Origin of the sequence: Streptomyces sp. TRM64462 (assembly GCF_013362995.1) — a bacterium.
Classification (GTDB): domain Bacteria; phylum Actinomycetota; class Actinomycetes; order Streptomycetales; family Streptomycetaceae; genus Streptomyces.
Genome location: NZ_JABWDV010000314.1, coordinates 1 through 11,997 on the forward strand (window position 1 = coordinate 1; position 11,997 = coordinate 11,997).

Annotated in this window: 9 protein-coding genes; 4 read left to right on the plus strand and 5 right to left on the minus strand. The window is 75.3% G+C overall.

Annotated features, from left to right (window positions below; translation table 11 throughout):
• Positions 1–1,209 (plus strand): D-glycero-beta-D-manno-heptose 1-phosphate adenylyltransferase (gene rfaE2, locus HTZ82_RS15600; RefSeq protein WP_254711884.1); only part of this gene is annotated, 1,209 nt, incomplete at its 5' end.
• A 4-nt stretch (positions 1,210–1,213) separates the two neighbouring features.
• On the opposite strand, the gene HTZ82_RS15605 is transcribed toward rfaE2, so the two are convergent.
• Positions 1,214–2,491, minus strand: a complete 1,278-nt coding sequence (locus HTZ82_RS15605; RefSeq protein WP_254711886.1) for an MFS transporter — start codon at positions 2,489–2,491, stop codon at positions 1,214–1,216.
• 442 nt (positions 2,492–2,933) lie between these two features.
• Between HTZ82_RS15605 and HTZ82_RS15610 the strand changes: the two genes are divergently transcribed.
• Positions 2,934–3,683: an SDR family oxidoreductase gene (locus tag HTZ82_RS15610; protein WP_175409990.1), complete on the plus strand. Its 750-nt coding sequence runs from the start codon at positions 2,934–2,936 to the stop codon at positions 3,681–3,683.
• Positions 3,684–3,716: 33 nt separating this feature from the next.
• Here the strand turns inward: HTZ82_RS15610 and HTZ82_RS15615 are convergent, their stop codons facing one another.
• The 3 genes from HTZ82_RS15615 to HTZ82_RS15625 all read right to left on the minus strand — a co-directional run bounded on the left by HTZ82_RS15615 (position 3,717) and on the right by HTZ82_RS15625 (position 9,680).
• On the minus strand, positions 3,717–4,052 hold the full coding sequence (locus HTZ82_RS15615) for a DUF3140 domain-containing protein (protein ID WP_175409991.1): 336 nt from the start codon (positions 4,050–4,052) through the stop codon (positions 3,717–3,719).
• Between the two features lie 89 nt (positions 4,053–4,141).
• Positions 4,142–7,036: a SpoIIE family protein phosphatase gene (locus HTZ82_RS15620; RefSeq protein ID WP_175409992.1), complete on the minus strand. Its 2,895-nt coding sequence runs from the start codon at positions 7,034–7,036 to the stop codon at positions 4,142–4,144.
• A gap of 73 nt (positions 7,037–7,109) precedes the next feature.
• Positions 7,110–9,680 carry a SpoIIE family protein phosphatase gene (locus tag HTZ82_RS15625; RefSeq protein WP_175410004.1) on the minus strand — a complete coding sequence of 857 codons (2,571 nt, stop codon included), beginning with the start codon at positions 9,678–9,680 and terminating at the stop codon, positions 7,110–7,112.
• 396 nt (positions 9,681–10,076) lie between these two features.
• Between HTZ82_RS15625 and HTZ82_RS15630 the strand changes: the two genes are divergently transcribed.
• Positions 10,077–11,000: a MurR/RpiR family transcriptional regulator gene (locus HTZ82_RS15630; RefSeq protein WP_175410005.1), complete on the plus strand. Its 924-nt coding sequence runs from the start codon at positions 10,077–10,079 to the stop codon at positions 10,998–11,000.
• 334 nt (positions 11,001–11,334) lie between these two features.
• Here the strand turns inward: HTZ82_RS15630 and HTZ82_RS15635 are convergent, their stop codons facing one another.
• Positions 11,335–11,541, minus strand: coding sequence for a DUF5133 domain-containing protein (locus HTZ82_RS15635; RefSeq protein ID WP_175409993.1), 207 nt, complete (start codon positions 11,539–11,541; stop codon positions 11,335–11,337).
• A gap of 250 nt (positions 11,542–11,791) precedes the next feature.
• Between HTZ82_RS15635 and HTZ82_RS15640 the strand changes: the two genes are divergently transcribed.
• Entirely contained in the window at positions 11,792–11,983 is a 192-nt protein-coding gene (locus HTZ82_RS15640; protein WP_175409994.1) for a DUF2795 domain-containing protein, read from the plus strand.
• The last annotated feature ends 14 nt before the right edge of the window (positions 11,984–11,997 follow it).

The window sequence follows — 11,997 nt, forward strand, 5'->3', positions numbered from 1 at the left end:
CTGGTGACGGCGCTGGGCGACGACCCGGCCAGCGACGCCGTGCGCCGGTCCCTGGAGGGCCGCGTCCGGCTGGTCGAGCTGCCGCTGCTGGGCACCCTGCCGGTCAAGACCCGGGTCCTGGCGGCGGGCCGGCCGCTGGTGCGCATCGACCGGGGCGGCGGCCGTCCCGGGGAGCCGGACGGGGCGGTGCGGGACACCCTGGCGCGGGCGCACGCGGTGCTCGTCGCGGACTACGGGCGGCACACCGTCGGCGCCGTACGGGAGCACCTGGCGGCCGTGGCGCCGCACGTGCCGCTCGTGTGGGACCCGCACCCGCGCGGCGACGCGCCGGTGGCGGGCGCCCGGATCGTGACGCCCAACGCGGCCGAGACCCGGGCCCTGGCCTGCGGCGAGGGCGGCGAGTCCCTGCGGGCGTACGCGGAACGGGGCACCGAACTGGCCGAGCGGTGGCGGGCGGTGGCGGTCGCGGTCACGCTCGGCGAGCGCGGGGTGCTGCTGACCCGTCCGGGCACCGGTACGCCCATGCTGGTCCCCGCCCCGTACCGCGCCCAGGGCGACCCGTGCGGCGCGGGCGACTGCTTCGCCGCCGCGACGGCCGCCGCGCTGGCCGACGGGGCGCTGCCGGAGGAGGCGGTGCAGCAGGGCGTCGCCGAGGCGGCGGCGTTCGTCGCGGCGGGCGGCGCGGGCAACCCGGCGCTGTGGCGCACGCCGGGCGCGCCGCGCACGGAGGAGCATCCGGTGACGGACCCGTTCGCCCTGGCCGCGCGGGTACGGGCCGGGGGCGGCACGGTCGTGGCGACGGGCGGCTGCTTCGACCTGCTGCACGCGGGGCACGTGGGGCTGCTGGAGAGCGCGCGGCGCATCGGGGACTGCCTCATCGTGTGCGTCAACTCCGACGCGTCGGTGACCCGTCTGAAGGGCGCCGGCCGCCCCCTCAACCCGCTCGCGGACCGCACCCGTGTCCTGGCCGGTCTGGGCAGTGTCGACGCGGTCGCGGTCTTCGACGGCGACACGCCGGCGGAGCTGCTCGCGCGGCTGCGGCCCGACGTGTGGGTGAAGGGCGGCGACTACTCGGCGGACGACCTCCCGGAGGCGGAGGTCCTGCGCTCCTGGGGCGGTCAGGCGGTGGTCCTGCCGTACCTGGACGGCCGTTCCACGACGCAACTGGCCCGCAGGGCGGCCCAGGCGGCCGCCCGCCGCCGGGCCTGACCCGTCATGCGGCAGTGCTCAGCGCGGGGCGGGCCGGGGCGGCGGGCTCCGCGTGCACCAGCGCCGGGACGGTCCTGACGGTGCGGGAGCGGAGCAGATGGCCCGCCAGGACGACCACCGCGATGAGGAGGCCGCCGGCCACGAGCGCTCCGCGGGCGCCGGCGAGCTCCATGAGGAGGCCCAGGGCGGGCGGGCCCGCGAGGCTCCAGATCGTGCGGATGCTGCCCCACACGCCCAGGACACGGCCCCGCAGGTGCGCCGGCGGGTCCGTCTGGAGGACGGTCGTGCCCGCCGTGTCGGATACGGACTCCACCACGGCCATCGGCAGCACCAGGACCAGCAGCACCACCAGCGACGGCGACAGTCCCGCGGCCACCTGGAGGAGGCCGCCGGCCGCGGCGAGGACGCCCACGAGGCGTACGGACGGCTTGCGCAGCCGCGCGCCCAGGACGGCGCCCACGATGCCGCCCACCGCGAGGACGGTGGACACCGTGCCGAACGCGCCGGCGCCGCCCGCGAGGGGGCCGGTGACGAGGACGGCGAGCGTCAGGCTGTAGTTGCGGCCGAACATCGCGCTGACGCCGGTGATCACGGCCAGGCCGAGGAGCCTCGGGCGCCGGACGAAGAAGCGCACGCCCTCCCGTACGGTCATGCCGTCGTCCGCGGTGCCGCCGGACGCCTTCCTCTCCCGTTTCGTCCTCGGCTTCTTCGGGGCCGCGGTGCGCCGTGCCGCCTGGGCCACCGGGCGCAGGAACGGGATGACCGCCGTCACGAACAGGAACGACAGGCCGTTGGCGGCGTACGCGGCGGCCGTGCCGAGGAAGCCGACCGTGATGCCCGCCAGGGCGGCGCCGACGAGGCGTCCCGCGTTGTGGACGAGGGAGCCGACGCCGATGGCCGACGGCACGTCCTCCGTACGGACGAGGTCGTTGCCGAGCAGGGCGCAGGCGGGTCCGTCGACGGTCGCGATGAGGCCGGTGACGGCTGCCAGGGCCATCAGGACGCCCACGCTGAGCTGGTCGAACGCGATGAGGAACGCCGTGGTGAAGGCGACCGCGGCCAGCAGGGCCTGGCTGACGGCGGCGGTCAGCTTGCGGGGCCAGCGGTCGACGACGGCACCGCCGGCGAGACTCATCAGGAGTCCGGGCGCGGCCTGCACGGACAGGGAGAGGCCGGTGGCGGCGGCGGAGCCGGTGATCTGCAGGACCAGCAGGTTCTGCACGGTCAGCTGCATCCACGTACCGGCGTTGGAGACGAAGTTCGCGACGGACCACCAGCGCATGCTGCGGTACTTCAGCGAACGCCAGGGGGAACGGTCGGGGACGGGGGCGGGGGCGGGCGCGGCGGGCGCGGGGGATCCGGACACGGCGGAATCAGACACGGTGGAATCAGACACGGTGGAGTACGGGGGGCTCGAATGGCGGGATCTCGGCGGACTGTCGACACCGGCTGCTCTGCTCGGCCGCCTCCACCGGAAAGCGTGCGCCGCCCATCGTGGCAGACGCCCGCCGCGGGTGCCGTGACCTGCGCCTCCCCGCACACCGCCCGGGGCCGTACGCGGGCGTAACGCCCTTGCCGCGCCCGGGATCCGGCGCTTCTGGTGTGCTTGCTCACAGTGACCGTCCGGGGTGCCGGAGGCTGTCGTCCGGGTCACAGTGGACGGCAGTGGCACCACACGCACCACACCCGGAACGGAAACCGGAACGGAAAGCGGAGGCGGCGGCATGGGCAGCAGTGGAGTGCGGGTCGACCTGCACGGCAGGCGGGCGCTGGTGACCGGTGGGGCGCGCGGCCTGGGCGCGTCGATCGTCCGGCGGCTGGCCGGGGCGGGGGCGTCGGTGCTGGTCGCGGACGTACGCAAGGAACTGGCCCGGGAGCTGTGCGAGGAGCTCAACGGGGACGGCGGCGAGACCCGTTTCGTGGAGCTGGACGTGCGGGACCCGGACGCGGTCGCCGGGGTGTTCCGCGAGCTGGACGGCACCGGTGAGGCCGTGGACGTGCTGGTGAACAACGCGGCCGTCGACGTCTCGAAGCCCATCGAGCACCTGACGGCCGACGAGGTCACCCGGGTCGTCACGACGAATCTGCTGGGGCCGGTGTACCTGTGCCTGGAGACCTACCGGCGGATGGTGGCGCGGGGCGGCGGGCACATCGTGAACATCCTGTCGACGGCGGCGAACCGCACCTGGACGGAGGCGGGCCCGTACGCGGCGGGCAAGTCGGGGCTGCGCGCGTTCACGCACACCCTGTTCAAGGAGGCGCAGCGGGACTGCCCGGGCATCGGGGTGACGGGGGTCGTCGCGGGCGGCATGGAGACCCCGTTCATCATGGAGCGCTTCCCGGACACGGATGTGTCGATGCTGCAGAGCCCGGACGTCGTCGCGGACGCGGTGCTGTACGCGCTGTCGGTGCCGGAGGGCAGCGTGGCGGGCGAGATCGTGGTGGTGCCGCGCCGGGAGCCGTCCTGGCCGTAGCCCGGACCCCGGCGTGCGTCCTGCGGCGTGCGGTCAGGGCTTGAGCGGGTCGTGGCCGATGTCCATCAGGCCGTGCCGCCAGTCGGTGCCTCCGGCCTGAGGTTCGTAGTCCGGGGAGCGCTGGGTGCGGACGATCTCGCAGACGCGCCGCATGACGGCGATGTCGTCGTCGGTGAGGTCCATCCGGCGCTTGGCGAGGATCTCCAGGACGCGGTGGCCGGTCTCGGGCCCGGCGCGGTCGGGGAACTCCTCGGTCCGCTCCCCCGCGCCCTCGGTGCTCAGCCACTCCTGGAGCTCGCGCGAGGTCATGTTGACGGCGGTGTGGAACTCGTCCCACAGCTCGGCGGTGATCTGTTCGGACGCTGCCATGGCTGCCTCCGGGCGTTCTGAGCGGCGTTCGTCGGGCTCCCCCACCGGGTTGCCGGGCCCCCGGCGGGCAAACCCGTGCCGGGCGTCGCTCAGCGGGCCTGCAGGGCCTGTTCCGCCCAGATGGTCTTGCCGGTGGCGGTGTAGCGGGTGCCCCAGTGCTGGGTCATCTGGGCGACGAGGAACAGCCCGCGGCCGCCCTCGTCGTCGATGGCGGCGCGGCGCAGGTGCGGCGAGGTGTGGCCGGTGTCGGAGACCTCGCAGATGAGGGCGCGGTCGTGGATGAGGCGCAGCTGGACGGGCCCCGAGGCGTAGCGGAGCGCGTTGGTGACGAGTTCGCTGACGACGATCTCGGTGGTGAACTCCAGCGCGCCGAGGCCCCAGCCGTCGATCTGGCGGGCGGCGAGGGCGCGGGCGCGGCCGACCTCCTCGGGGCCCGGTCCGATGTCCCAGGTGGCGACGCGGGCGCGGTCGAGCATGCGGGTGCGGACGAGGAGGAGCGCGGCGTCGTCGTCGACGGCGCCGGGGAGCAGGGTGGTGACGGCACGGTCGCACAGCTCGGGCAGGGGGCGTGCGCGGTGCTCGGCGAGGAGGGCGCCGAGCGTGTCGAGCCGGTCTTCCGGGTCGCGCCCCCGGGCGCGTACGAGTCCGTCCGTGTACAGGGCGAGGAGGCTGCCTTCGGCCAGGTGCAGTTCGGTGGTCTCGAAGGGCAGGCCGCCGAGCCCGAGCGGCGGCCCGCCGGGTACGTCGACGACGGTGACGGCGCCGGTGGCGGCGTCCACGACGGCGGGGGCGGGGTGTCCGGCGCGGGCCATCCGGCAGAGCCCGGACACCGGGTCGTACACGGCGTACAGGCAGGTGGCGCCGATGGCCTGGTCGTCGGGTACGTCGGCGGTGCCGGGTCCGGCGGGCGCGGCACGCCCGGTGATGCTGCCGGGGGCCTGCGCCTCCTCGTCGGCCGCCTGGGCGATGAGGTCGTCGAGGCGGGCGAGCAGCTCGTCGGGGGCGAGGTCCTGGCGGGCGAGCACGCGGACGCTGGTGCGCAGCCGGCCCATGGTGGCGGCGGCTCCGAGGCCGTGGCCGACGACGTCTCCTACGACCAGGCCGACGCGGGCGCCGGAGAGGGTGATGACGTCGAACCAGTCGCCGCCGACGCCGGCCTTGCTGTCGGCGGGCAGGTAGCGGTGGGCCACGTCGACGGCGGTGAGCCGGGGCAGGCTGCGGGGCAGCAGGCTGTGCTGGAGGGTGAGCGCGGCGGTGTGCTCGCGGGTGAAGCGGCGGGCGTTGTCGATGCAGATGGCGGTGCGGGCGACCAGTTCGTCGGCGACGGGCAGGTCGGCGGCGTCGAACCGGTCGGGCCTGCGGTCCCGGGTGAACGTGACCACGCCGAGGGGTGCGCCGTCGGTACGGAGCGGAACGACCAGCCGCGAGACGCCCGGCGTCCGCGCGTACGGCTCCTGGCCGGCCGGGGGCAGGGGAGCCTCCGGGGGCGCCGCGCCGTCGGGGGCGCCCAGGGTCGCGGCCCCGTCGGGCAGGGAGGCCCCGTCGGGGCCTCCGGGGCGCGGCCCCTGGGAATACGGCTCTCCGGCGTGCGGGCGCGGGCCGTCACCGGGCGGGCCGGGGGCGGGCGCCGGAGCCGGCGGCGGGTCCAGGACGGCGCGGCCCGTGGCGAGGCACCGGATCTGCGGCGCGTCGGGCGGATAGCGCACCGCCTCGGGCCTGACCCCGGCCCCGAAGCCCGCACCCCGCCCGCCTGCCCCCCGAGCCCCGCCCACCGCGCCCGTCTCGTCCACCACGCCCGCCCCGTCGGCCCTGGCCGCCTCATCCGCCCTCGCCGCCTCGCCCGCCCTAGCCGCGGCGTCCGCCCGGGCCGCCTCGTCGCCCCTGCCGCCTTTCCCTCCCGCACCGGCGGCGCTGCCGGTTCCGGCGCTCCCGCCCGTACCGCCGCCACCGCCCCTCCCGTCCCCGCTGCCATCCATGCGCCCCGGGCCCGGGCCCTGCGCGGAGGCGCCGTCGACCGTGGCGCCCCAGACGCGCACCAGCCGGTCCGCCTGTGCCGTGCCGACCGCCGGCTGGTCGCCCTCCAGGACGGTGTCGACGAGGTCGACGGTCACGGCGTCCGCGAACTGCGGCACGGCGACCGAGGACAGCTCACGGGCGGTGCGGGCCATGTCGAGCGTGGTGCCCACCAGTCCCCCGGCGCGCACCAGCAGGTCGAGGCGCTGCTGGGCGAGGTAGCGGTCGGTGATGTCGACGGTCTCCTCGCAGACGCCGAGCGCGGTGCCGTCCGCGTCCTGGAGGCGGTAGTACGAGCACGACCAGACGTGGTCGTGGTCGGGGTCGACGGGCGGGCGCCCCCGGTAGTGGAGCTCGATCACGGGCTCGCCGGTCGCCAGGACGCGGGCCATGGTCTCGGTCAGCGTGGGCGGGCAGCCGGCGGACAGCACCTGCCCGGCGGCCACCATGTCGTCGGGGCCGAGCCCGGCGTACTGGGAGGTGCCCATCTCCTCGTACAGCGCGTGGTTGGTCCAGACGACCTTCAGCTCGGTGTCGTAGATGGCGAGCCCGACGGGCGACTGGGTGGCCAGTCCGCGCAGCATCGACTGGAGGGCCTCCCACCGCTCGGTCTCGTCGGCGTCCGCGATCGCGAGCAGCCGGGCGGTGCCCGTGGCGGCGTGCGAGAGGGGCAGGGTCGCCGTCGTGACGCGGATGATCCGGCCGTCCCGGTGGCGCAGATGGAGCACCTGGCGGCGGGCGCGTGCGGCGCCGGGCAGGTCGGAGCCGTGCTCGTACGCCCCGGCGCGGTCGACGACGAGGCGCCCGATGGGCGTGCCGATGGCGTCGCCCGGCGGGTAGCCGAGGAGGCGCTCGGCGGCGGGGCCCCAGCCGATGACGGTGCCGTCGGCGTCGAGTACGGCGGTCGCCGCGCGTGTGACGTCCAGGGGGCCCCGGAAGTCGGTGCCGTCCGCGTCGTTCAGCGTGCCCATCGCACCTGCCTCGTCCGTCCTCCTCATGGTCGGCCGCCCCGCACGGCCCCACAACCGCGCGCGGCCACGCACCTCACGGCCGCGCCCCGTCCGGGCCGTCGGTGCCGTCGGAGCCGTCGGAGCCGTCGGTGCCGTCGGAGCCGTCGGAGCCGTCGGAGCCGTCGGAGCCGTCGGAGCCGTCGGAGCCGTCGGGGCCGTACGCGCCGCCGTCCGGCCGTCCGCCCGCCCAGCGGGCGGCGAGCAGCAGCGCGATGTCGTCGGGCCGGTCGGTGGCGCCGGTGGCCTCGTCGACGAGCCGGTCGGCGATGGCGGCCAGCGAGGCGTCGCCTGCGGCGGCGAACACGCCGCGCAGCCGCTCGATGCCGATGTCGATGTCCGTGCCCGGCTGCTCGACGAGCCCGTCCGTGAACAGGGCGAGGACGCCGCCCTTCGGCAGCCGCAGCTCGGTGACCGGGTACGCGGCGTCGGCGTCCACGCCGAGGACGACGCCGCCGGGCAGGTCGAGGACCTCGGTGGTGCCGTCCGGCTGGCGCAGCAGGGGCGGCAGATGGCCGGCGCGTACGGCCTGGACGAGCCCGGTGGCGGGGTCGAGCACGCCGTAGCAGCAGCTGGCGAACTGGCCGGGGTCGAGGTCGATGAGGAGCCGGTTGGTGCCGCTCATGACCTCCTGGGGGTCGTGTCCGGCGAGGGCGAAGGCCCGTACGGCGCTGCGGAGCTGGCCCATGGTGGCGGCGGCCGCCACGCCGTGGCCCTGGACGTCGCCGATGACGAGGGCGAGGCCGCGGGAGGTCTCGACGACGTCGTACCAGTCGCCGCCGACGTCCATGCCCTGGGTGCCGGGCAGGTAGCGGCCGACCGTGTCGGCGTGCCGGAGCCGGGGCAGCCGGTGTGGCAGGAGGGCGTCCTGGAGGCCGCGGGCGAGCGCTGCCTCGGAGTCGTAGCGCTGGGCGCGCTGGAGTGCCTGGGCGATGAGTCCGGCGAGCGCGGTGAGGACGGTGCGTTCCTCGGGGCTGAATCCGCGGGGCTGGTCGAAGCCGAGGATGCAGGAGCCGACGGGCCGCCCGGACGCGATGAGGGGCAGGAAGGCGCGGGCGCCGACGTGCGCGTCGAGGGGGATGCCCGGGTAGGCGGCGGCGAGGCGCTGCATGGACTCGAAGAAGATGGGCCGCCCCGAGGTGAGGCACTCGACGCCGGGGAGGCGGGCGTCGAGGCCGACGCCGTCGAAGCGGTCGAGGAAGCCCTGGGGGAAGCCGGTCTCCCAGGCGAGGTGGAGATGGCGTTCGGTGAGCAGGTAGATGGCGAGCTGACGGCCGCCGAAGGCGGGCAGCAGCTCCTCCGTGACGACCTCGGAGACCTGGCGTGCGGTCACGGCCTCGGTGAGGGCGATGGCGAGGGCGACGGGCCGGTAGAGAACGGCGGCGCGGTCGGCCGGGGAGCCGAGGCCGCCACCGCCGGGCGCGGAGACGGAGCGTGGCGTGTAGGCGGGTTCGTCGACGGCGGAGAGGGTGAGCGTGAGGCCGTCGTGGCCGGGGTGGAGGGAGACGGACAGCCAGGAGTTGGCGGTGCGGTGCGCGAGGAAGTGGACGGGGTCGCTGGAGAGGAGCGCCGCCCTGAAGTGGTCCTCGTAGGCGGGCCGTCCTGCCCAGGGCAGGACGTCCCACAGGACGCGGCCGACGAGGGTGGGGCGGGCGAGGCCGAGGAGGGTCTCGGCGCGGCGGCTGACATAGGTGATGCGGCCGAGGCGGTCGAGGGAGAGGACGCCGGTGGCGAGCCGGTCGGCGGCGGCCGCGACGATCGGGCCCGTGCCGGGGTCGACGAGGAGGCCGGTCAGGTGCGCGGGGTGGGGTTCGGGCCCGGGGCCGGGGCGTGGGCCGCTGCGGCGGGCGAGTTCGAAGAGGTGGGGGCGGCCGTCGCGGCCGCGGAGCCACATGCGGCGGGCGGCGGGGCGGTCGGGGTCGGTGGTCGCGGTGACCTGGCGGACCAGGGCCCACAGTCCGTACACGTCCTCGGGCGCGAGGAGCGCTTCGAGTCCGGCGACGGTGCCGGGGAAGTCGTCCGGGTCGCCGCCGAGGATGCGGCACAGTTCCGGGTCGGCGGTGACGGCGCCGGTGTCGACGCGCCATTCGAGGTGGCCGACGCGTACGGGCGGGGTGGCCCCTGCGGGGAGCTGGACGGGGGCGGGTTCGTGGTCCCAGGCGACGGGGGTTCCGGCCGCGTCGAGGCGGGCGAGGGCGGTGCCGAGGCGTGCGGCGGCGTTCTGGATGCGCTGCCGGTCGGCGGCGTCGACACTCTGGCCCGGGGTCGCGGTGCGCAGCACGACGAGGACGCCGAAGCGGTCGCGGCCGTCGGACACCGGGACGTACAGGGAGCCGAACGGGAACGGCAGGCCGGCCATGAGCTGAGGGAAGCGGCGCATGGCCTCCTCGGCGTCGGCGAGGTGCACGGACCGCCCCGAGCGGAAGGACTCGGCGACCGGGAAGGGCCGGTTGACGTGCATGCGCCACCAGGGCCGGAACAGGTGGACGGGGAGGCCGGCGAGCACGGCGAGGCGCAGCAGGCCCTTGGTGCGGGAGCGGAGGTAGACGCCGCCCGCGTAGCCGCCGACGGCCTCGACGGCCTCGACGGCGGCGGGCGCGAGGGCCATGGCCAGGGCGTCCGCGGTACGCCGGTCGACGGGCCCGTCGGGGCGCTCTTCGGGGTGCTCGTCGCGCCGCTCGTCGCCGTGGCCGTGGTCGTGGTCGTCGGGCAGGCCGTCCTCCCGTGCGTCGGCACGCCCCTGCTCCGCCCGGCCCCGCGGCGGAGTGCCGGCGGGATCGGGCGGTACGTGCCCGGGGGCGCCGTACCAGGTCACACAGCAAGCATGCGCCACTCCCACCACGGGCCGCACCCCGTACCCCGGCCGGCGCCCGCCCGTGCCCCGCGGCGCCGCGCGGCGTCCGTCGCGTGGGGTGTGGGTGGGCATGGTGGCCCTCGGGCGGTCCGCCCCGGGTGAGCTATGTTGAGCGGAATTGGGACGAGAAGGAGGCGGATCGTGCCATCAGTGCCATCGGGGCAGCAGGCACGCGCACAGGCGGCCGCGATCACTCCGGGGCGGCAGGCCCCGGGCCCGGAGCCGACCCCCGCCGAGCGGGTGCGGTCGCTGTTCGGCGGCCATCGGCTGTCCCCGGGTCAGCGGCGCATCGCGCAGTACCTGGTCGACCATCTGACGGAGGCGGCGTTCCTGTCGATCACGGATCTCGCCGAGCGGGTCGGCGTGAGCCAGCCGTCCGTGACGCGGTTCGCGACGTCGCTGGGCTACAGCGGGTTCCCGGCGCTGCGGGAGGCGCTGCAGCCGATCGCGCTGAGCGCGGTGGCGGCCACGCCGGACTCGCGCGAGGAGATCCGCCGCAACGAGCTCCAGGAGGCGATCGACGCGGAGATCGAGAACCTGGAGAGTCTGCGGCGCGTCCTGGGCGACCCGGGTCAAGTGCTGGACGTGGGCCGGCAGCTGGCGCGATCGGTGCCCTTGACGGTGCTGGGACTGCGGATCTCGGTGTCGCTCGCGGAGTACTTCGCGTACGCGGCGCGGCGGATCCACCCGGACGTGCGGCTGGTGACGCGCGGCGGCAGCGTCGCGTACGACACGCTGCTCCAGGCGCGCGAGGCGGGCGGGAGCTGGGTGCTGGCGTTCGCGATGCCACGGCATGCGAACGAGACGCTGGCGGCGGTGCGGGCGGCGCGCAGCACGGGACTGCGTGTGGCGATGATCACGGACCTGAGCTTGGGTCCGCTGGTGGACGAGGTGGATGTGACGCTCACGGCGCCGACCGGTTCACGCCTTGTCTTCGACTCGTACGCGGCACCCGGCGTGCTGTGCGCGGCGGTGCTCCAGGCGATGGCGGACGCCGAACCGGAGCGTACGCAGGCGCGGTTGGAGGGGTACGAGCAGGTCGCCATGCAGCACGACTTCTTCCTCGACGACTGACGGACGCGGTCACGCGGCGGCGTCGCGGAGGCACCTCGGTGGGCCCGGCGGAGGCGGGCGGCACCGACTTTTTTCGGCCATCGAAGGACATGAAATTTTTCATGCCCTTGCTTACTCAACGGTATATATATTTACTGCTCGCACGGCCCGCGCAGCACCGATAGGTGCGATGCCGGGCCCGCTGATCGAACACCGAAGGGCGGCGCTCCCTCCTCGCGCCGCCCCACGTGTTCGCTGCCGGGTACTCCGCTCTCCCCTGCGGATGCCCGTGGCGGCCCTGGTCTACCCCTGGGCCGGGGCCGCCGAACCTCTCTTCCGCGCTCCTCCCCGCCCGTCAGGTCGCCGTCGCGGCGAGCCTGGCGCGGGCGGCCGCCAGCGCGTGCTCCAGCTTCCGCGTCCCCGTCGTCACGCAGAGCGTGTACGTCACGTCGTCCAGGCGGCGTTGCAGATCGGGCGCGATGGCCCGCTCCTGCGCGGCGGCACAGAGGGATTCGTACCGGGCCACGAGCTCACGAAGCACAGCGGGATGCGCCAACAGCATGGGCGTACCTGCCTTTCCGACACCATGAAGTGAGGAAGGGGACGGCGACGGCAACGGCGCCCGTCTCCCCGGTTCTGTCCTGGATGAGGGGCCGGGCGACGCGGCGGCACCCCGGATCCGGGCTGCCGTCCCGCACGGGGTTGTGCCCGCACTCTCCGGCCTTCACACGACATTGTGATGCAACCGTGATGAGTTCGCCCTACAGGACATGACGCGGTGTGACAGCACATGCCGGTGGTACTCGGCACGCATGGCTGTGAACCCCATCGAGATGCAGAAGAACCTGGGCGGCGTCAGCTATCCCGCCTCCAAGAAGGAGATCATCCAGCAGGCGGAGCAGCACGGCGCCAGCAAGAGGATCATGGACGCGCTGAAGTCCATGCCCGACAAGGAGTACGACTCCCCCGCCGCGATCAACAAGGAGGTCGGCAAGGAGAAGTGAGCCGTCTCGTGGCG

Coding starts and splice junctions, on each gene's coding strand:
- HTZ82_RS15605 (WP_254711886.1), bottom strand. CDS start 2,491: ATGCGCTGGTGGTCCGTCGCGAACTTCGTCTCCAACGCCGGTACGTGG.
- HTZ82_RS15610 (WP_175409990.1), top strand. CDS start 2,934: ATGGGCAGCAGTGGAGTGCGGGTCGACCTGCACGGCAGGCGGGCGCTG.
- HTZ82_RS15615 (WP_175409991.1), bottom strand. CDS start 4,052: ATGGCAGCGTCCGAACAGATCACCGCCGAGCTGTGGGACGAGTTCCAC.
- HTZ82_RS15620 (WP_175409992.1), bottom strand. CDS start 7,036: ATGGGCACGCTGAACGACGCGGACGGCACCGACTTCCGGGGCCCCCTG.
- HTZ82_RS15625 (WP_175410004.1), bottom strand. CDS start 9,680: ATGGCCCTCGCGCCCGCCGCCGTCGAGGCCGTCGAGGCCGTCGGCGGC.
- HTZ82_RS15635 (WP_175409993.1), bottom strand. CDS start 11,541: ATGCTGTTGGCGCATCCCGCTGTGCTTCGTGAGCTCGTGGCCCGGTAC.
- HTZ82_RS15640 (WP_175409994.1), top strand. CDS start 11,792: ATGGCTGTGAACCCCATCGAGATGCAGAAGAACCTGGGCGGCGTCAGC.